Source organism: Clostridium cylindrosporum DSM 605 (assembly GCF_001047375.1).
GTDB classification, from domain to species: domain Bacteria; phylum Bacillota; class Clostridia; order Clostridiales; family Caloramatoraceae; genus Clostridium_AB; species Clostridium_AB cylindrosporum.
The window spans coordinates 221,620-242,807 of the sequence record NZ_LFVU01000028.1; the positions used below are offsets into that span (position 1 = coordinate 221,620).

Consider the following 21,188-nt stretch of genomic DNA (forward strand, 5'->3'; position numbering starts at 1 on the left):
ACAATAAAACAAGCAGTTAAGTTTAACTCCCTTAACTGCTTGTTTCTTTTTTAACAACTTTAAATATAAAATAAGTTTAATATTTAAAATTCTTTGAATATTTTCCATATTAATGTTATTATATTTATAATATGTATATACTAATATATATATATTAGATTTCTAAATACATAGTTATCAGGGGGTATTGATATGAATCCAATGTTAAAAAAGCTTGTTGATACAAATTTTATGACCGAAGCCTATGGCAAATACATTGAGGAAGCTATAATGAATAAAGATTCCTTTATTATTTCCGGACACAAAGGCTGGGGCATCCTTCCTCTAATGGCAACAGTAAGTACTGTAGCTAAATCAAACTTCAAAATAAAGCAAGTAAAAGGATTTGAAGACTTAAACGATGAAGCTGAGTACTATATTATCCCAGATCTTAAGGATATAGATTTTGAAAAACTTGTAACTGATACAATTCAAATATCTAACACATCAATGATAAGCATTAAAGACCCTGACCATCCATATTCAATACTAAAGATTCTTAGAGATGTTTATAAAATCAATCAAGACACATCAAAGGTTTATCAAGTCCTAGAATGTGCTAAAATAAACGATGAAAAGAAATTAGCTAAAATTACAAAAATAACTATTGGTGAAAAAGGTAAACTTACTAAAGTAGATTTTGAAGGTTAATATTTTCATACAGATAAAGTTTTTAGAGTTGCACATTTGCAGCTCTAAAAATTTTATAAACTATTTTTACTTATAACTACTATTAATCCATGCTTTTATATGTTTACATGCGAAATCTATATTAGAATTATCTACTTCTAAAGAATAATTATAAATCTTATTTTCATATAAGGGGTCATAGTATTTTAGCATAAGCTCCTCTATTACACCTTTATACTTACCATCTAAAATTTCTTTTTTATATTTCTCGATGTTTTTAGAACTTATATATTTACTTAGCTTATCTATATGCTCAATTAGCTCATCTACATTATTATGAACGTAATCCTCCATTATATTTGCTACTCTTGAAGATAAGTCAGCATTAATATTAATGTGATTACCACTTTTCATTAAAGAGTATATATAATCTGGTATAATTACATGTCCAATCCTTTTACTTTCGGCTTCAACAAAAACTATATTGCCTTTTCTCTTCTTTAATGTGTTATAAACAAGGCTTTCGAAGTATTTTTGAGAATTTTCATCTCCAAGTCCTATATCACCAAACAGTGATCCCCTATTATTTGCACATCCTTCTAAGTCTAAAATATCAAATCCCTCTTCACTAAGTCTTTTTAGAAGTTTTGTCTTACCAACACCAGTATTACCATGCAAAACTATAAATCTTACTTGTTCTACTTTTCTAGGTAAGTTTTCATTAATAAATCCTCTATATGCTTTGTAACCACCTAATAACTTAAAGGAGTTTATTCCAACTGTATATAAGAAAGATACTAGGGAACTACTTCTCATACCTCCCCTCTCACAAAAGAATATAATCATTTTATATTTTCTTTGAAGCTTTTGAATTTTATCATATATTTCAGGAAGCTTTTTTGAAGCAGCAATTACCCCAAGATGTTTTGCTTTTTCAACAGAGTCTTTAACATATACTGTTCCTATTTCTTCTCTTTCCTCATCACTAAAAATAGGTATATTTATTGCACCTGGTATAGTTGCCCTCCTAAACTCCTTAGGACTTCTAACATCGATAATAACATAACTATCCTTTATCTCATCATCATCTATTTTTTTATAATCTATTGTTCTAATCATATTCTACCTCTACTTTTATTATATAAATAAGCTTCATTGCAATTTCTCAAAACTTATAAATAGATATATTCTATAACACAGCAATCGCACTATTATATTTATCTATTTTAAATTATATACCTTTTTATAAAAATAGAAAAAGCTAAGGTTAACCCTTAACTTTTTCTCACAATGCCCTTATGCTCATTTATTATGATTAGCTTAGATTTTCTTTGCATATATAGTATTATCTATTATTATCTACTGAATTATTTTTTTAAGACTTTCAATATCCTTAATCTTAAAGGTATTCTTATAGAAGTCTATTATATTTTCTTCTTTCATACGTGAAAGTTCTCTTGAGAGAGCACTTCTACAAACATTAAGATATTCAGCTAGTTGATTTCTATTTATTTCAATATTAAAAGAAAAACTCCCTGTTTGTTTTTGTTTATTTAATAGAAATGTAGCTATTTTTTCTCTCATACTCTTCAATAGTAGTATATCTATTTTATTATTTAATATATAATTCTTTTCTGCTATTGTAACTAATAAATTGTTAATCAAATTCACATGAAACCCACATGAATTATCACAACTTCTAATAATCTTATCATATGAAATAAAAATTATTTTACTATTCTCAATCGAAGTAACGTTAACAGGACTAATTTTATTTTTTCTACAAACAATAGACTCTGCGAACATATCTTCACTACTTAACATAGCAACAATTATTTTATTTCCTGCTACATTTTCCTTGCTAATTTCACAGGATCCACTTAATACAATACCTATATTATTTACAGTGTCCCCTGCTTGAAATATATTAGCTCCCTTATCAAAGGATTTGACTCTATAATCTAAACAAGGTATTATTTTTAAAATTTCTTCTCTTTCAATACCTCTAAATAAATTTACTTTAACTAATATATTAACTATTTCCTGTAAATCCATCTCTACACCTACCTTAATAAATTTAACCATTTTTGTAGTAAATTTTGTTTTTCGTTGCTATAGCAACATACTTCTAGATTTAGATATAGTATATTAAATCTACGATAATAAAACGTTTAAAGGAGATGTTCTTATGGATAATAATATGTTTTGCTTTCAATGTCAAGAAACTGTAGGTTGCAGTGGTTGTACTATTAAAGGTGTTTGTGGTAAAACTCCTTCACTTGCAAGACTTCAAGATATGTTAATTTATACAACCAAGGGTCTTTCTGAGGTTACTACTAATCTTAGAAAACTTGGAATTAAAATAGATACTAAAATAAACCACATGGTTGTTCTTAACCTTTTCTCAACAATAACAAATGCTAACTTTGATGAAGAAGTATTTTATAATAGAGTAAAGGAAACTGTAAATGCTAAAGATTCTTTATTATCTCAATTAAGTAATGAAGAACTAAGTGAAGCGGCTTTATGGACAGGCTCATCTAAGGAAGAAATAGATGCTAAATCACCTAATGTTGGAATTCTTGAGGAATCTAATGAAGACCTACGTAGTCTTAAGGAACTTGTTATCTATGGTGTAAAGGGTCTATCAGCTTATATGAAACATGCAATAGAACTTGGACATGATAGTGAAGATATTCATGCATTTATGCAAAAGGCACTTGCAGCTACTCTAAATACAAATGTCGCTGAAGACTTAGTAGCACTTGCACTTGAAACAGGTAAGGTAGGGGTAGATGGTATGGCACTACTTGATACTGCAAATACATCAACTTACGGTAACCCTGAAATAACAAAGGTTAATATAGGAACAAGAAGCAATCCTGCTATACTTATTTCAGGACATGATCTATACGACCTTGCTCAATTATTAGAACAAACAGAGGGTACAGGAGTTGACGTTTATACTCACTCTGAAATGTTACCTGCTCACTACTATCCTGAACTTAAAAAGTATAGTCACCTTGCTGGTAACTATGGAAATGCATGGTGGAAACAAACTGAAGAGTTCGAAAAGTTTAATGGACCAATTCTAATGACTACTAACTGTATAGTACCTCCTAAGGCTTCTTATAAAGATAGACTATTTACAACAGGTGCTTCAGGGTTCGATGGATGTAAACATATTGATAAGGATGAAAATGGAAAGAAAGACTTCTCAAGTATTATTGAACTTGCTAAAACTCTACCTGCTCCAACAGAAATTGAAACAGGTGAAATAGTTGGTGGTTTTGCTCATAATCAAGTTCTTTCACTTGCAGATACTGTAATTGAAGCTGTAAAAAGCGGTGCTATAAAGAAATTCTTTGTAATGGCTGGATGTGACGGAAGACAAAAATCAAGAAGCTACTACACAGACTTTGCTGAGGCACTTCCAAAGGATACAGTAATACTAACAGCAGGATGTGCTAAGTACAAGTATAATAAGCTGAACCTTGGAGATATAGGTGGAATTCCAAGAGTACTTGATGCTGGACAATGCAATGATTCATACTCACTTGCAGTTATAGCACTTAAGCTAAAGGAAGCATTTAACCTTGATGATATAAATGAACTTCCAATTGAGTTTAATATAGCTTGGTATGAACAAAAAGCAGTAATTGTACTATTATCTCTACTATACCTAGGTGTTAAGAACATTCACCTTGGACCAACTCTACCAGCATTCCTTTCACCAAATGTAGCAGCTATTCTTGTTGAAAACTTTGGCATTCAAGGAATTTCTGATGTAGAGTCTGATATAAAGGCATTTATGAATAACTAATTAAAAAAGGATAAGCAGCAATTTACTGCTTATCCTTTTCTTATTCTAATATAGTTTTGATACTATCAATTGACTTTGAAACTACTGATTCCATCTCATCTTTAGTTATAGTTAGTGGTGGATTAAAATACATAACATTACCAAGTGGTCTTAGAAGAACCCCTCTTTTTAATGCTTCTTTATAAATCTCATATCCTATTCTAAGGTTTGAATCAAAACCAGTCTTATTTTCCTTGTCCTTTACAAGTTCAATTGCATTTATAAGCCCTATTGATCTAATTTCCCCAACATAATTAAGATCAGATAAATATTCATTTATTATTTTATTAAAATAAATACTATTTTCCAGGGATTTATTTATAATATCATCATCTTCTAATATATTTAGCACCTCAAGAGCCGCTGAAGCTGCAAGGGGGTTTCCACAATAGGTATGACTGTGCATAAAGGCTTTTCCTTCATTATAATCAGCATAAAATGCATTATAAATTTCATCTGTTGTTATAGCAATAGCCATAGGCATATATCCACCTGTCAATCCCTTTGATATACACATTATATCAGGTGATATACCTGCATGTTCACATGCAAACATCTTCCCTGTTCTACCAAAACCTGTTGCTATTTCATCAGCGATTAGATGAACATTATATTGAGTACATATATCCCTAAGTTTCTTTAGATACAAGGATGGGTATATCCTCATACCCGCAGCTGCTTGAACAATAGGTTCAACTATAAATGCACTTATTTCTTCTCCCCATTTTTTAAATTCTTTCTCAACATTTTCAAAGCATTCTACATTGCATTCATTTCTGCAATTTCCCCATTTACACCTATAGCAATCAGGTGCCTCTACCCTCACTATATCCATTAACATTGGATTATATATTTTTGAATAAAGGTCTACTCCACTAGCTGATAATGCACCTATAGTCTCTCCGTGATATGCATCTGTTAAAGCCATGAATTTTCTTTTCTTTGGATTCCCTGTTTGATAATGATACTGAAAACTCATTTTCATCCCTGCTTCAATTGCGGAAGAACCATTATCAGTAAAGAAAAACTTATTTAACCCCTTCGGAACATATGCTGCAAGTCTCGCGCTGAGGTTGATTGTTGGTATATTTGAAAAGTTGGCGAATATTACATGTTCTAACTTGTCTATTTGGCTCTTTACTGCAGAGTTAATTCTATCATTACAGTGACCAAGGAGGTTACACCACCATGAACTTACAACATCAGCATAGCTTTTACCTTCAACATCATAAAGATATATTCCCTTAGCTTTTTCAATTACAATAGGTTTTAATTCTTCATAATCCTTCATTTGAGAACATGGATGCCATATATGAAGTAAGTCCTTCTTAATTAAATCATTCATTTTAATTTAACTCCTTGTAATTACTACAAATATCTTCAAGTGTCATACTTAAGTTTCCGTCTTTTTCAACTAAGCCTATAACAGAAACCCCTGTTATAAATTCTAGAGCTTTTTTATTATCTACATGTACAAAATTATCACTGTCATAATAATTCATAATAATTCCTTTAACATTTATCCCTTGATTTCTTGCATATTCTACTGTAAGAACTGTACTATTAATAGTTCCAAGGTCTGAGGGTGCGACTACAATGATATCTAAATCTAGTAACTTTACTATATCTGTCAGCATAATTGTTTCATCCTCTAGACTTATAGGACAAACTATCCCTCCACTTCCCTCAACAGTAATATACTCATACTTTTCTTTAAGTCTGTTAAAGTCATCTTTTATTTTGTTTAATTTAATGCTTTTATTTTCAAGTCTTGATGCTAAATGAGGTGATACAGGAGTCTCAAAAATATATGAAACAAATTCTTCACATTCTCCCTTAATCGATGATGCATCTAAAACATCTAAACAATCACACTCAATTACTTTATTGTTTTCTACCCTTGCTCCACTTAAAGCAGCCTTATAGTATCCTGCATTTATATTATTTTCTCTAAGCTTTTTTGTAATTTGTGTTGTTATATATGTTTTTCCAACATCTGTTCCAGTAGCAGTTATAAAAATCCCCTTTATCATATTTTTTTAACCTTGTATCCACAGGATGTTATCATATCTATATCATCCTTTAAGGATATACCAAGAGTTGTAAGCATATCTCCTGATATTGCTGCATTTGCTCCTGATAAAAATGCCTTTCTTCCCATATCCTCAAGTAGTGCCCTTCCCCCAGCAAGTCTTATTGCACCATCTGGCATAATAAATCTAAATATAGAAATACTCTTTATTATCTCTTCTTGACTTAGTTTGCTTGCATTTTCAAGTGGCGTTCCTGGAATTGGATTTAAAATATTTACAGGCAAAGACTTTATTCCAAGTGCCTTAATATCCATTACCATATCTATTCTATCCTCAATATCCTCTCCAAGACCTAAAATCCCACCTGAACAAACTTCAAGTCCTGCCTGCTGAGCTCTTTTTATTGCCTCTATCTTTTCATCATATGTATGGGTTGTACATATTTTTTCGAAGAACCTTCTACTAGTTTCAAGATTATTATGATATCTAGTAACACCAGCCTCCTTAAGTTTCTTAAACTGTTCTAGAGAAAGAAGTCCATGGGAGGCACATAATGATATCCCACACTTTTTACCTATATCTTTATAACTTTCACAAACACTATTAATCTCTTCATCATTTAAACTTCTTCCTGATGTAACAATTGAAAATCTTAAAACCCCACCTAAATGATTTTTCTCTGCTGCATCAACAATTTTCTTAGCTTCAAGTAATGGATATTCATCTATATTAGTTTTGTAAAAAGATGACTGAGCACAGTACTTACAATTTTCAGAACACCTTCCACTTTTTCCATTAATAATCGTACACATATCAAATGAATCTCCGCACATTTTTTCTCTGATTTCATTAGCAGTAGTAACTAAACTCTCTAATGGAAGCTTATAAAGTGAAATTGCCTCCTGCCTTGTAATACTATATCCATTTAATATATCTCTTTTTAGAGATTTTAACATTTCCATAATAATCCCCCTAAAACATTTTATATTTAATCCCTTTAATGTTATTAATAAAATAGCATACAAAAAAAGATATTGTCAACTTTTTATTTATTATTAGTTAACAATATCTTTCAATACCCACACTGGGTATATTATGTATAAAAAATCATATAAAATTATCTTTCTAATGAACTAACATAGGACCCTGTTCCACCAAATACATTAATAACCTTATAACCTTTAGAAGTTAAGTCACTACATACTCTTTCACTTCTTTTACCAGACTGGCAAACTATATGATATTCCTTTGCTTTATCAAGATGCTTTTCTGTGTTTTCTAGTATTGTCCCCATAGGAATATTTGTAGCAGTAGGAATGTGTCCTCTTTTATATTCTGAAGGTTCTCTAACATCTATAATTGTTATTTTTCCTAATTTATTACCTAAATCATTAACATTAATTGAGTCAAAATTACTTTTATTAAAAAAGCCAAACATCATAATACCTCCATTGTAAATTGTTATAAAACTATTTTATAAACTAATTATGAATAATGTCAATTATAATGTAGCTTTATACTTTGAAATTTTGCTACACTATGTGTATTCTATAATGTAGATAATATTAAGAATAAGGAGGAATTTCTTTTGAGAATTCTAGTAGCAGATGATGACGAAAGGATAGTCAGACTCATAACTGATTTTTTAACTCATCAAGGATATATCGTTGAAAGCGCTTCAAATGGCGAGGAAGCACTTGAATTGTTTGAAAAAGGAACTTTTGATTTGATAATACTTGACATAATGATGCCTATTTATGATGGCTGGGTTGTTTGTAAAGAAATTCGTAAAACATCAAATGTCCCAATAATAATACTTACAGCAAAGGATAGTGACCTTGATGAATTATTTGGTTTTGAAATAGGTGCAGATGATTATGTATCTAAACCATTTAACATTGCTTTGCTTGTAGCAAGGATAAAAAGACTCTTAAAGGACAGCTCTTCAAATAAATCTCAAGTTATCTTTAAAGATATAGAAATAGACCTTGAAAAGCATATAGTAAAAGTTGGAGGCATAGTCACCCCTCTTTCCCCTAAGGAATACGAACTGCTAGTATACTTTATTCAAAATCTAGAAAAGGTTATTTCAAGGGATACTTTGCTTAGGGTTATTTGGTCAGATGACTACTTTGGTGATACCCGAACAGTTGATACTCATATTAATAGGCTTCGTAACAAACTTGGAAATTGTTCAAAGTACCTTAAAACAGTTCGAAGTTTTGGGTACAAACTTGGTGAATGTTAATGAAATCAATAAAGATAAAACTTGTTGTAGCAATCACCCTTATATTAAGTATTTTTTTCATGGGTATAACTGTTTATTCTATACTTTTTAAACCATATTATACAAATGCAAAATTAAAAGAAATGAATCTTGTAACAAATGAATTAATTAAAACTCTACCAACTAATGATAGTGATAAAATTTCATCCTATATTTCCGAGGTATCCATTAAATACAACTTTCAAATTGATATAATAGACACTCTTGATAATGAGAACATTACTTCATTAAATAAAAATGATAAAACAATGGGTCAATTTTGTTATAGTGGAATGAATCACGGTCAAAAAAATAGGTTTAAAATACAAAAAAACCTTGGAACCAAAGATGATGCAAAATTATCTATATTAAGGGATATGCCTACAGGAGTTGATTTTTTAGCCTCTTCAAAGTCATTTAGTAAATACTTGATAAATATAAAAACTCCTATTTCGGCTATAGATGATAGCCTAAAAAAATCTTTGACCTTACTTTTTGTTATTTTACTTCCAATAGGTGTTCTTGCATTAATTGCTACATATTATTTTTCAACGAAGTTTACAAGTCCAATAATGGCAATAACAAGTAAAGCTTTAAATCTTCAAAATCTTAACTATACAAAACCTTTAGACATAAATTCCAAGGATGAGATTGGAAACTTATCCTATACAATAAACTGTTTATCAGATAGGATAGAATCATCTTTACTTGAACTTACTGAAAAAAACCAAAGATTAAAAGAGTTAATTTATAAAGAAAAGAAAAATGATGAACTAAGGCGTGAATTTGTAAGTAGCGTATCCCATGAACTTAAAACTCCAATAACAGTTATCTCCGGATATGCTCAGGCTTTAAATAGCAACATAGTTGTTAGTGATGATGATAAGTCTTATTATACAAATGTTATTTGTGATGAAGCTGAAAGGATGGAGGTTATAGTAAATGATCTTTTAGATCTATATAAACTTCAATCAAACACTTTTAAAATAACCCTTAAGGAAATAGAGCTTTCAACTTTATTAACTACTATAATAAATAAATTAGACTTTAGATTTAAGGAAAATAATATAAAATTAAAAACGAATATAAACAATGCTATGGTTTTAGGTGATAAAGTTCGTCTAGAACAAGCTATTGTAAACTTTATAAATAACGCCCTTCATCATGTAGACGATAAAAAGATAATAGAAATAAACCTAAAGATCACTGAATCAACTGCTGTAATTTCTGTATATAATAGTGGTCTTCCTATACCAGAGGAAAACCTAGATACTATATGGTCAGGATTTGTAAGATTAGATAAGGTTAGAAACTATAAAGATAAACGCGTTGGCCTTGGCCTTGCTATAGTTGATCAAATAGTAAAACTACACAGTGGTGAAAAGGGTGTTATAAATAAATATTCAAATGATAATCTTTATTCTGGAGTAGAATTTTATATTACTCTCCCTTTAGTTAAATAAATCTTCTACTAAATGTTATAAATAAATTATTAACTTGTAACATTACTGTGACATTTAGAGGTTAGTATAAATATATAGCTTAATAACATTTTAGGAGGAGATATAAATGAAAAAACTAATCTTATCATTAGGAGCAGTAGGAATTTTAAGTCTTGGAATATTTAATATGGGAGGATTCCAAAGTGCATCTGCAAGCGTAGCGGATAATGCACCTAAGACAGCAAGCTATGGTAACTGTGGTGGAGTTAAGTCTTATATTGACCAAGGACTTTCATTTGAAGAAGCAAAAAAGAAAATGCTTGATGTAAAATTTGCAAACATTGATAAATCTGTAAAAGAAGGAACTATGACAAAGCAGCAAGGGGATTACCTTAAGGCTAAAATTAAGGAAAGATCAAGTACTTGTACTACTCCAGGCCAAAACAAAGGTAAAGGAATGGGCCTTGGACAAGGCATGGGACTTTGTCAAAACAATTAATACTTTATATAAAGAAAAACCACTAATATTATCTTAGTGGTTTTTCTTTGTTATCTATTAACTTAGAAGTTTTCCGCTAGTTTCTTTCCGCTAACTATTGCATCTTCCATAGCTTTAGCTACATCTACCTTACTTGAATCTAGTCCTTCTGCAATTATAGTTTCTACATTGTATACTCCAAGGAAACCTAATAGAGCTTTCATATATCTTTCACCCATTTCGAAACTTTCTGCAGGACCACTTGAAAATACAGATCCTCTAGTGGCTACATATACTGCTTTTTTTCCTGTACATAATCCAACAGGCCCTTCTGATGTGTATTTAAATGTTATTCCTGAAACTGTTACATAATCCATGTATGCCTTTAAAATTGCTGGAAAACTTAAATTCCACATCGGTGCTGAAAAAACAAACTTATCTGCTGACTTAAATTGATAGGCATATCTTAGTACCTTATTCTCAGTATTTTCATTATCCTTTTCAGAGAATAATGTATTTAAATCCTCCATATTTAGAAAATCTATATCTTCATTATATAGATCTAAAGTTATAACCTCATCATTAGGGTTTAACTTCTTATACTCTTCAATAAATTTATCTGAAATTTCTACTGTTCTAGAACCCTCTGGATTTGGATTTGCTTTAATATATAATACTTTGCTCATAATTTTGCCTCCTTTTATTTACATTTACCTTCTGATATAATTATATCGACATGAAATATTTTTTAATAGTAGGTACTTTAATGTGGTATAGTACCTAAAAAGATACTATGGAGGAATAAAAAATGGATCCTAGCCTATATCATAAACAGTGCCATATGGAAGAAAGATGTGAAAAGTATGAAATGTGCCCTATGGTAATCGTTCATAGAATAATTTCAGGTAAATGGAAGATTCTAATATTATGGTACCTAAGTAATAAAACCCTAAGATTTAGTGATCTTAAAAAGAAGCTACCTGATGTAACACAAAAAATGCTTACTCAACAGCTTAGAAGCCTTGAGGAGGATAATCTAATACTTCGAACAGTTTATCCTGTAGTTCCACCTAAGGTAGAATATAACTTAACCGACCTTGGTAAGAAAATCGTTCCTGTTTTAGAAATGATGTATAACTTTGGAGTAGATTATTCAAAAGCATATAATGAAAACATGTAAAATAAGAGGTAGACTTCCATTTTAAAGTCTACCTCTTATTATTCTTTTATTAGGCTATGTTTTCTTCTACTTCATTTTTTACTACTATATTTTTAGTGGCCTTTTGTAATGCTAAGCTTATTGGAATAGCAACAACAGCGCTAACCCCTGCTTGTATTAGATTACCAATAACTGATCCTATAGCAGATTCAACTGAGAAAATAATTGATTCATATATAAAATACCCACATACCATAAATGCTCCTGCAATAATACAGCTTATAGCTACAGATACTACGTTATTAACTTTTTTATTTAACTTTTCATATATAAGTCCGCATAGGAAACCTTCTATTCCCTTAATAATAAATGTTCCTGGAGCAAATATTGCATATCCAGTTAAAATATCTGCTAAACATGATCCAACTCCACCTGCTACAGCACCTTTTCTTTTCCCAAGTGCTATTGCAACTGAAAATATCATTATATCTCCGAAATTAATAAATCCTCCAGTAGATGGAACAGGAATTTGTATTACCATCGTACATACTGTAACTAATGCTACTGCAAGTGCAGTAAATACTAGTGACTTTACTGATATTTTTTTATTTTCCACTTTTCATCCCCCTCACTTTGTATCGATACATTTAAATACAATTAATATTATAAATATAATACATTTTTTTCGTGAAATGTCAATAAAGTTTTATAAATAGCGTAATATACTGTATAAATATAAAAAAATAGTGTCTCTTAAATTAATAAAAAACACTGCTCCTAAAAATTATTAATATCCCATATCCTTTAAAATTCTTGAAAGAGTTCTTAAACGCTCCCCAATAAGTTCATCATCATCACTTAAAGCTTGATTAAATAGCTGGATATCCTCATTAATTTTATCATTATCTGTGCAAACAGAAACTGTCATCGCATCTCCCTGTAGACCTACTCTATCTATGTTAGGATTTTCGGTATCATATAAATTTTCATATCTATATGCATCTCTAAAATGAAGCTTGGTTCTGCAAATAAGAATAGCAAGATCTAATACTCTATGAAGTGGTAATTCTTCAGATTGTCTTGACCACTTTCCACCTGTATGTCTCCAAACCTTTGCTGAGACGTCAACTTTTCCTCTATCATTCCACTGTGCAAGTCCAAGTGAAAGTCCCTTTGCATCAGAATCATAGGCATATCTACCATCTACATTTTCATAGTTTTCTGAAACTATTACCGGCTTATGTTTTAAACTTGTTGGTATTTTCATATTATTACCTCCCGATTATATTTAGTAAATTACTAATTTACTAAACTACTAACTATATTGTATTATAATTAGTAAAAAATATCAATAAAAACCTAGTTAAATTTTACACTTACCTAAATTTTTTAATATCATGTTTTCTTAGAAATATTTATAATTAACTACTACTCAAAATCATATAAAGTTTATTCTTGCTTATTTTATTAGTATAAATATCCTGTATATGTTATTATTAATTGTCTTAAAATAAATAATAAGTTACTAATGAAAGGTTGTGTAAAATGGACTTTAAGCAATTAGGAATTGATGAAGATATAATAACTTTACTAAAAAAACAGGGCATTACTATTCCAACTGAAATACAGATGGAAGCAATTCTGCCTATAAAGGAAGGAAAGGATGTTATAGGCGAGGCTCAAACTGGAACTGGCAAAACCCTAGCCTTTTTACTTCCTATATTCGAAAATATTTCTACAAGTGTTAACTCCCCACAGGTTTTAATTATATCCCCTACTAGAGAACTTGCAATTCAAATAACAGATGAAGCAAATAAACTTGCCTCAGTAAAGGGTTTAGGGGTATTAGCAGCCTATGGAGGAAAAGATATAGGATCTCAACTAAAAAAACTTAAAAAAAATATTCATGTTATTATTGCAACTCCAGGTAGATTACTTGATCACATGAATAGAGAATCAATAGACTTTAGTAAATTAAAATCCTTTGTAATAGATGAAGCAGACCAGATGTTATTAATGGGCTTTAAAAATGAAGTAGAAAAAATAGCTTTAAAGTTACCAAAAAAGCGTCAAACTCTTTGCTTTTCAGCAACAATGGACTCTGATGTTAAAAAATTGGCCTGTAGATATACTAATAATCCTCTAGTAATATCCATAAAAAATAATGACATAACACTAGAAAATATTAGACAGTTTGTAGTAGAAACCACTGATAGATGGAAACAAGACTCTTTATTTAAAGCTTTAGATGAAGATAATCCATTTATGGCTATTATTTTCTGTAGAACAAAAAGACGTGCAGATGTTCTTGAGGAAGCTATGCATAAACGTGGATATAATTATGCTAAAATACATAGTGATATATTACAGTCAAAAAGAGAAAGAATACTTAAATCCTTTAGAAATGCAGATATACAATATTTAATAGCTACTGATGTAGCATCTAGAGGACTTGACATAACTGGAGTTACCCACATCTACAATTATGACACTCCTGAAACATCTGATACTTATATCCATAGAATAGGAAGAACAGGAAGAGCCGGGGAAAATGGCTATACCTGCTTATTTGTTGCTCCAAAGGATATGAGACTATTAAATGAAATTGAATCGAAAATTGGATTTAGTATACCTAGAAGAAATATCACACTATAATAAAGCCTCCTATAAGTGTTAAAATCACAACTTATAGGAGGTTTTTATAATATTAAATTAAATTATATTTAAATTAATATATGAATCGTTAACAGTTTATTCATTATTTATTAATTATATTTTAACTTTTTACAAAATTAAAATAATATATTGAATTTTAAGAAAATTCATATATAATTAAATTATAACTTCTTATTAGACTATTTTAAATTTTCTAACAAGGCAAAATTTTTAAATATTTTACTCAAAAACTTTTATAAATTATAGTTCTAACTATAATTACCTAAGAATATAATTAAATTGTATAACCAGTTAAATATATTTACCCACATAAATATATTTACCTACAAACCACATTATAAAAATACCACTGGACCGTCCAGTGGTATTTCTATTTCTAAAACTTATCCTCTAAGGTCCTTAATAAGGACTTTTAGAATTCTATTTATATTCCTAATTCTATAATAGTATTAAAATTAATGCTATTATTATGAACTGCTACACTTGTCTTTCTTTTCCCATCAGATAAAATTATATTATCTTCTGAATCTACAGCATCTATATTTGCTTCTTTTAAAAAAGCTTTTAGTTGATTATCAAATATAATTCCATGTTCATCTTTGTTAAGCCCATCATCTGACATTTTCATTACTTTATCTATATTATAAAGCAATAAATTTATATCCATATTTTGCTCCTTAGATAAAAGAAAAGCTTTAAGTGACACCAATTTCTCTATTTTAATCACAGTATCGCTATTATTAATCTCTTCAATTATATTAACTAATATAGAATCTAATTCTACTCCTTTATAAGTAGTAACCCCTTCTTCTACTTTAATTATTTCATTTTCCCTATTAACACTATAAATATTCTTTAGCTCTTCAATAGCACTTTTTCTTCCATCAAATTTCAAAGTTCTAACTACTTTACCCATAATATGCCTCCTATAATAATCAGTTAAACATATTATACTCTTTTTTTCTTATAATCCAAAATTATAATACTAACTTATAGCTAAATGTTAATTAAAAATTAAATTCATAACTTTTCATAAAAATCAAGTATATTTTGCAACATTCCGTATACTTGTACAAATTACCATTAAACTCTTCATCCCTTTAAAATCAAGATGTCCAAGATCATTAATATTTTTTGGTACTTTTTTACTCTTTATATTTATTTACTTATAATGCTATACTCTAGTCAAGTAATCAAGAGCTCTCGGTTATTAAAATCATTAAAAGTAAAAATAGTTCTGCTAATTTAATATGAAATATGAACTCTAAATACTAATGGATAACTATATTGATAATTATTATGATAAATTATTAATCCAGAAAATGTAGTGTTGTAATCTATAGATAAAATTCTACACTATAACTTACTTAGGAACATTTTTATAATAGAGTTCCACCTTTCACTATGCATATAGTCAAGCTTGATAATGAGAATGGGGATCTCAAATCATTTAATCTAAAGTTTCTAACAAAATAGCAACCTAGGATTCAGCTTCGACTTTAATGTCCAAGCTATGATTATATGTCTTATGATTACATGTTTTATCATTACTATAGTATTTAAGTATAGTTTACATTATTTATCTTAGAGTAAATTAGTATTCATGTAGCTTTTCAGAACTAGAAAATTCTAAGGAGGCTTACTAATGAAAAATTCGATTAAAAAAATATCTGCAATGCTTATTGTAGGAACTACACTTCTTGGTGCTGCAAGTACTGCACATGCTCAAACAATAAATTCAAATAACATAAAGACTACATTATCAAGTTACAATTGTAATCTTGCTAAAAACCCAAACTTTAAGAAGAACATAATTTTCAATTTTATAAATAAAACAGGTGCTAACACAACTGTTAAAATTCCTAATTTTAATGTTCAAAAGCCTGTTGAAACTCCAGCGCAAAAACCTGCTGAGACTCCAGCACAAAAACCTGCTGAGACTCCAGCACAAAAACCTGCTGAAACTCCAGCACAAAAACCTGCTGAAACTCCAGCAAGCAGTGTATCAGCTTTAGAAGCTGAAGTTGGAAGATTAGTTAACGTAGAAAGACAAAAAGCTGGTCTTAAGCCACTAACATTAGATACTACTCTTTCAAATGGTGCTCGTGCAAAATCTCAAGATATGGCAGATAAAAACTATTTTGATCACAACTCTCCAACTTATGGTAGTCCATTTGATATGATGAAAAAGTTTGGAATAAGCTACTCATCTGCAGGAGAAAATATTGCAATGGGACAACCTACAGCTCAAGAAGTTATGACTGATTGGATGAACTCACCAGGACATAGAGCTAACATACTTTCAGCTAAATTTGGAAAAATAGGTGTTGGATATGTTATTAAGAACGGTACTCCATACTGGACTCAATGGTTTACTAACTAATAGTTTTCAAATAAAAAACTTATATTTTAATTAATTCAAATAAAAATAGTCTGTGAAATCCTATGAAAATAGATATTAACTATATCTTCTTTCATAGGAAACACAGACTATTTTATGTTTAATATAGTTGTCTTAAACTACTACTTAAATCTTCCTGTGGTGTACTTATAGGTTTTATATCAAAGGTATCCACTAAATATTGTAGTACATTTGGAGATATAAATGCAGGTAGACTTGGTCCAAGATACATACCCTTTATTCCAAGTGACAATAGTGCTAAAAGGTCTGCAACAGCTTTTTGCTCATACCAAGAAAGATTAATAGTTAATGGCAATGAGTTAACATCTGTCTCAAATGCATCTGCAAGTGCAGTTGCTATTCTGATTGCAGAATATGCATCGTTGCATTGTCCTACATCAAGTAGTCTTGGAAGTCCTGCTACTGTTCCAAAGTCTAACTTATTAAATCTATACTTTCCACATGCTAGTGTAAGTATTACACAATCATCAGGAACTAACTTAGTAAATTCAGTATAATAATTTCTACCTGGTCTTGCGCCATCGCATCCACCTACTAGGAAGAAATGTCTTATCTTTCCGTCCTTAACAGCCTTAACAATTTCCTCTGCATGTGATAATGTTGCATGATGCCCAAATCCAACAGTTATTTCATGTGGTTCTTCATCCTCTTCAAATCCACCAAGCTGTAGAGCTTTTTCTATGATTTCACTAAAGTCCTTAGTTCCATCTTCTAGTCTTCTTACATAATTAACGCCTTCCCAGCCTACAACACTAGTGTTAAATATTCTATCTTTATAACCTTCTCTAGGTCTCATTAAACAGTTAGTAGTCATTAAAATACATCCTGGTATTCCATCAAATTGTTTTTGTTGATCTTGCCAAGCACCTCCATAATTACCTACTAAATGTTCATATTTATTTAGCTCTGGATATCCATGTGCTGGTAACATTTCACCATGAGTATAAATATTAATTCCCTTATCCTTTGTCTGTTCTAGTAACATAACCAAATCCTTTAAATCGTGACCAGATACTATAATAAAAGGACCCTTCTTTCTATGAGTGTTAACCTTATGAGGTGCAGGGTTTTTAAATTCAGTAGTATTAGCTTCATCTAGTATTCTAATTGCTTCAATATTAGCCTCACCTGTTCTCATAGCCATACGTATTAATTCCTCAACAGACAGTTCATCATTTACTGTTGCCTCAAGTCCTAAAAAGAAGAATTGATCTACTTGATCACTATGATATCCAAGATATCTTGCTTGGTGAGAGTAAGCACTTATACCCTTTAATCCATATAAAATAGTAGATCTTAGTGAACGTACATCTGCATCAAGATCTTGATCATACATAATACCTGCTATTACAGCATCTTTAAGCATCTCTTCCTTTGTACTTGGCAAATTGTATTCTGCTTCTCTTGAATATTGTCCTCTTGGAGCTTGATTTCTTATTGTTTCCTTTATTCTTTGTGACTCCTGTAGTAAATTAACATGTACTTCAGCGTCAAAATTTACATTTGTCAGTGTAGTAAACAAACTATTTTCAACAAAAGCTACTATAGACTTATCAATTAACTTTCCTTCTTCAATCATGGCTCTTGCATAACTTGAAATACCCTTTAGCTGATAAATCAATAAATCCTGTAAGTTAGCAATTTCAGGTGTCTTTCCACAAACTCCACTTTTCGTACAACCTTTTCCACCTAATGTCTGTTCACATTGATAACAAAACATACTATTTTCCATTATGTACCTCCGCAAATGAATATTTCTTAATATTATTGGTAAGTATTCTAGAAAATATTCCTAACTAAATATATTTCTTTTCCAAATCTTCTAAAATAGCTATATATTTATTCTGGATATTTTTTTCACTAGTGCTTTTTTCATAATCACTACATTCTCTATTAATTATTTCTAAAGTTTTTTCAGAAAGCTGTCTATTTGCAAATGTATATATGGTATTATCTTCTTTTTCTATATGACCAGTTAATAATTGAGTATAACCTATAGCATTTGCTATTACATCTAATCTACTTTCATCATCTCCATTTTTAACCCTCTTAAGTGCTTCTTCAAGATTCTTTATATAAAGTCTTCCAAGATCATGTTCAATAAGCATACCGAAATTAATAAGCTTATCTGCAACTTCACCTATCTCATCTACCATACGATTAAAAAGAAACTTTTCTTCTTTTCCATGGTGATGATTATCAGCATAATTTCTAATAAATTCTATAACTTTTGTAAAATCTTCATAGTCTACACTACTACCATTTAAAATTTTGTAACAGGCACTTCTAACCACCTTAAGCATTCTAGAAATATACTTATGCTCTTCAACCATTATTTCAATTCCATTCATAATTTCATCTCCTTAAAAATATATTATTTAGTATATAATCTTTGTAATTTTTATTTAATTATTCTTATATTAAAATTATCAGCTAAATTTTCAAAAACTTTAGAAAGTTCAGCTACCTATATTACATATCCTAGTATTTCTATGTATTTAATACCCAAAATGTATTGACTTAGAAAATTTACTAAAGTATAATTTTTCCATACCATAAAATTACAAACAAACGAGATTCAAAATTGCTATATATTAATTTTAAAAAGGGGGGTTTATATGTATATTAATTCTTTTGTGCTTGTTATTTTCATCTTACTACTGTTAATCCTTATATTTGTACCAATAATAATTTTCTCAATTATTTCTAAGGACCTTAAAAGCATAAGCAATAAAATATTAAAAATGTCTCAAGGGGATTTAACCCAAAAGATTCATGTATCAGATAAGAGTATTTTCAAGGGGCTATCTAAAAATATAAATCTATTAATTTTGAAGATAAGAGAGCTTATAAATGAATCTACTAACATGACTGATAAGCTAATTGATTACTGTAAGAATCTTGAGGAAGATGCTATAAAGGTTAAAATCTCTTCCACAGAAAATAGTCGTGTTGTAGATGTTGTTGCTGCTAAAACCTCTGAACAACTTGAGGATACCTCGGTTGTAGAGTCCCTGATTAAAGAAATTGCAATTGATCATGAAAATGTTCTAAATAATGCTCAGGAAATAAAGTCACTTTCAAGTTCTATGATGAATCTAGTTCAAAATGGAAATGAATTTTATAGTCAGCTAACTTCAAAGCTTACAGAATCCTCAGATTCTAATTTAAGATTAGCTGATAAGATAACCTCTCTTAATGAAAGAGCATATAAAATACAGGAAATAGCTGATGCAGTAAGCGATATAAGCAAAAACACAAACCTTCTTTCACTAAATGCTTCCATTGAAGCTGCAAGATCAAGAGAAGGTGGAAATGGCTTTACTGTTGTAGCAAATGAAATTAGAAAACTTGCAAATATATCATCTGAGCAAGCATTAGAAATACAAAATATAATAAATGAAATAAAGAATGAGATCTTGGATATATCAAATTGGATGAATTCTGAAGTAGAAATTATAAATAAAAATATTGAATTCTCAAATGTTATAAAAGATAGTCTTAGTAATATATCTGATCAAAGTGAAAATACTTTAGAATCGGTTAAGAATATTAATGAGATTATATCTTCACAGGATTACAAAATAAATAAGATTGAGAATCTAATTAAGGAAACCTGCTTACTTTCTGAACATACAGTTAATGAAAGTAAACAATTAAAAATAGAATCAAAACTTCAAGTTGATGCTATGAAAAGTACACTTTCTTCTATTAAAAATTTAACTGAAATGAATAAAGGTTTAAGAGAATCTGTAGCTTCATTTGCTAAAAATTATGAAATCACAAGTGATACTAAAAGCTATATTGAAAACGGCATAAGAACACTTAGAGAACTTGCTAAAAATCCAATTTTATCACTTATGGATTATCATAAATGTACAAAAACCCTAAATGAAAGTATAAAAAATCACCCTGAATTTGACCTATTTGCTATTATGCAAAAAGATGGCCTTAGAAAGGCAATTACCCTTGATTATACAGAAAATCAAGTATACGTAAACTTTGCACACAGACAATACTTTAAAGAAAGTATTAGCGGTAGAGAATACCAGTCCCAGCCATATATATCAGATGATACTTATAATTACTGTATAGCATTAACTGTTCCAGTGAGAGACCAAAAGGGGGCCATAGTTGGAATATTAATCGGTGACTTAATACTAGGCTAATATCTTAAATAA

At 29.8% G+C, this 21,188-nt stretch carries 21 protein-coding genes; 9 read left to right on the forward strand and 12 right to left on the reverse strand.

Annotation, left to right across the window (positions count from 1 at the left end; translation table 11 throughout):
* Positions 1 to 192: 192 nt before the first annotated feature.
* A complete protein-coding gene (locus CLCY_RS11915) occupies positions 193 to 690 on the forward strand; it encodes a hypothetical protein (protein WP_048571372.1) in 498 nt (165 codons plus the stop codon).
* A 66-nt stretch (positions 691 to 756) separates the two neighbouring features.
* On the opposite strand, the gene mnmH is transcribed toward CLCY_RS11915, so the two are convergent.
* Both mnmH and CLCY_RS11925 read right to left on the reverse strand, forming a co-directional pair.
* On the reverse strand, positions 757 to 1,788 hold the full coding sequence (gene mnmH / locus CLCY_RS11920) for a tRNA 2-selenouridine(34) synthase MnmH (protein ID WP_053083322.1): 1,032 nt from the start codon (positions 1,786 to 1,788) through the stop codon (positions 757 to 759).
* Positions 1,789 to 2,028: 240 nt separating this feature from the next.
* Positions 2,029 to 2,724 carry a Crp/Fnr family transcriptional regulator gene (locus CLCY_RS11925; RefSeq protein WP_048571373.1) on the reverse strand — a complete coding sequence of 232 codons (696 nt, stop codon included), beginning with the start codon at positions 2,722 to 2,724 and terminating at the stop codon, positions 2,029 to 2,031.
* A gap of 133 nt (positions 2,725 to 2,857) precedes the next feature.
* Between CLCY_RS11925 and hcp (CLCY_RS11930) the strand changes: the two genes are divergently transcribed.
* Positions 2,858 to 4,492: a hydroxylamine reductase gene (hcp, locus tag CLCY_RS11930; protein WP_048571374.1), complete on the forward strand. Its 1,635-nt coding sequence runs from the start codon at positions 2,858 to 2,860 to the stop codon at positions 4,490 to 4,492.
* Between the two features lie 40 nt (positions 4,493 to 4,532).
* On the opposite strand, the gene bioA is transcribed toward hcp (CLCY_RS11930), so the two are convergent.
* The 4 genes from bioA to CLCY_RS11950 form a co-directional block, all read right to left on the reverse strand.
* A complete protein-coding gene (gene bioA / locus CLCY_RS11935) occupies positions 4,533 to 5,876 on the reverse strand; it encodes an adenosylmethionine--8-amino-7-oxononanoate transaminase (protein WP_048571375.1) in 1,344 nt (447 codons plus the stop codon).
* A 1-nt stretch (position 5,877) separates the two neighbouring features.
* Positions 5,878 to 6,564 carry a dethiobiotin synthase gene (gene bioD / locus CLCY_RS11940; protein ID WP_048571376.1) on the reverse strand — a complete coding sequence of 229 codons (687 nt, stop codon included), beginning with the start codon at positions 6,562 to 6,564 and terminating at the stop codon, positions 5,878 to 5,880.
* Positions 6,561 to 7,526, reverse strand: a complete 966-nt coding sequence (bioB, locus tag CLCY_RS11945; RefSeq protein WP_048571377.1) for a biotin synthase BioB — start codon at positions 7,524 to 7,526, stop codon at positions 6,561 to 6,563. Before bioB ends, bioD begins: the two co-directional genes overlap by 4 nt.
* Positions 7,527 to 7,681: 155 nt before the next feature.
* Positions 7,682 to 8,002 (reverse strand): rhodanese-like domain-containing protein, encoded by a 321-nt coding sequence (locus CLCY_RS11950; RefSeq protein ID WP_048571378.1) that lies wholly within the window; start codon positions 8,000 to 8,002, stop codon positions 7,682 to 7,684.
* Positions 8,003 to 8,152: 150 nt separating this feature from the next.
* On the opposite strand from CLCY_RS11950, the gene CLCY_RS11955 reads away from it, so the two are divergent.
* The 3 genes from CLCY_RS11955 (at position 8,153) to CLCY_RS11965 (ending at position 10,771) form a co-directional block, all read left to right on the forward strand.
* Entirely contained in the window at positions 8,153 to 8,812 is a 660-nt protein-coding gene (locus tag CLCY_RS11955) for a response regulator transcription factor (protein WP_048571379.1), read from the forward strand.
* On the forward strand, positions 8,812 to 10,293 hold the full coding sequence (locus CLCY_RS11960; protein WP_048571380.1) for a sensor histidine kinase: 1,482 nt from the start codon (positions 8,812 to 8,814) through the stop codon (positions 10,291 to 10,293). Before CLCY_RS11955 ends, CLCY_RS11960 begins: the two co-directional genes overlap by 1 nt.
* A gap of 106 nt (positions 10,294 to 10,399) precedes the next feature.
* A complete protein-coding gene (locus CLCY_RS11965; protein ID WP_048571381.1) occupies positions 10,400 to 10,771 on the forward strand; it encodes a hypothetical protein in 372 nt (123 codons plus the stop codon).
* Between the two features lie 62 nt (positions 10,772 to 10,833).
* Here CLCY_RS11965 and CLCY_RS11970 read toward each other — a convergent pair whose 3' ends face one another.
* Entirely contained in the window at positions 10,834 to 11,436 is a 603-nt protein-coding gene (locus tag CLCY_RS11970; protein ID WP_048571382.1) for an FMN-dependent NADH-azoreductase, read from the reverse strand.
* Between the two features lie 122 nt (positions 11,437 to 11,558).
* On the opposite strand from CLCY_RS11970, the gene CLCY_RS11975 reads away from it, so the two are divergent.
* Positions 11,559 to 11,930 carry a winged helix-turn-helix transcriptional regulator gene (locus CLCY_RS11975; protein ID WP_152668164.1) on the forward strand — a complete coding sequence of 124 codons (372 nt, stop codon included), beginning with the start codon at positions 11,559 to 11,561 and terminating at the stop codon, positions 11,928 to 11,930.
* A 49-nt stretch (positions 11,931 to 11,979) separates the two neighbouring features.
* On the opposite strand, the gene CLCY_RS11980 is transcribed toward CLCY_RS11975, so the two are convergent.
* Together CLCY_RS11980 and CLCY_RS11985 are read right to left on the reverse strand one after the other, a co-directional pair.
* On the reverse strand, positions 11,980 to 12,525 hold the full coding sequence (locus CLCY_RS11980) for an ECF transporter S component (protein ID WP_048571383.1): 546 nt from the start codon (positions 12,523 to 12,525) through the stop codon (positions 11,980 to 11,982).
* A gap of 171 nt (positions 12,526 to 12,696) precedes the next feature.
* Positions 12,697 to 13,176, reverse strand: a complete 480-nt coding sequence (locus CLCY_RS11985) for a DUF6530 family protein (RefSeq protein WP_048571384.1) — start codon at positions 13,174 to 13,176, stop codon at positions 12,697 to 12,699.
* A 278-nt stretch (positions 13,177 to 13,454) separates the two neighbouring features.
* On the opposite strand from CLCY_RS11985, the gene CLCY_RS11990 reads away from it, so the two are divergent.
* The gene (locus CLCY_RS11990; RefSeq protein WP_048571385.1) at positions 13,455 to 14,564 is read left to right on the forward strand and encodes a DEAD/DEAH box helicase; all 1,110 of its coding nucleotides are present in this window, start codon (positions 13,455 to 13,457) and stop codon (positions 14,562 to 14,564) included.
* A 445-nt stretch (positions 14,565 to 15,009) separates the two neighbouring features.
* Here the strand turns inward: CLCY_RS11990 and CLCY_RS11995 are convergent, their stop codons facing one another.
* Positions 15,010 to 15,501 carry a hypothetical protein gene (locus CLCY_RS11995; protein ID WP_048571386.1) on the reverse strand — a complete coding sequence of 164 codons (492 nt, stop codon included), beginning with the start codon at positions 15,499 to 15,501 and terminating at the stop codon, positions 15,010 to 15,012.
* A gap of 729 nt (positions 15,502 to 16,230) precedes the next feature.
* Here CLCY_RS11995 and CLCY_RS12000 point away from each other — a divergent pair.
* Complete coding sequence (locus CLCY_RS12000) at positions 16,231 to 16,968, forward strand: CAP domain-containing protein (protein ID WP_053083324.1); 738 nt, start codon at positions 16,231 to 16,233, stop codon at positions 16,966 to 16,968.
* A gap of 118 nt (positions 16,969 to 17,086) precedes the next feature.
* Here the strand turns inward: CLCY_RS12000 and hcp (CLCY_RS12005) are convergent, their stop codons facing one another.
* A complete protein-coding gene (gene hcp / locus CLCY_RS12005) occupies positions 17,087 to 18,739 on the reverse strand; it encodes a hydroxylamine reductase (RefSeq protein ID WP_048571387.1) in 1,653 nt (550 codons plus the stop codon).
* A gap of 64 nt (positions 18,740 to 18,803) precedes the next feature.
* Complete coding sequence (locus CLCY_RS12010) at positions 18,804 to 19,358, reverse strand: hemerythrin domain-containing protein (protein ID WP_048571388.1); 555 nt, start codon at positions 19,356 to 19,358, stop codon at positions 18,804 to 18,806.
* Positions 19,359 to 19,625: 267 nt separating this feature from the next.
* On the opposite strand from CLCY_RS12010, the gene CLCY_RS12015 reads away from it, so the two are divergent.
* Positions 19,626 to 21,176 carry a methyl-accepting chemotaxis protein gene (locus CLCY_RS12015; protein WP_048571389.1) on the forward strand — a complete coding sequence of 517 codons (1,551 nt, stop codon included), beginning with the start codon at positions 19,626 to 19,628 and terminating at the stop codon, positions 21,174 to 21,176.
* The last annotated feature ends 12 nt before the right edge of the window (positions 21,177 to 21,188 follow it).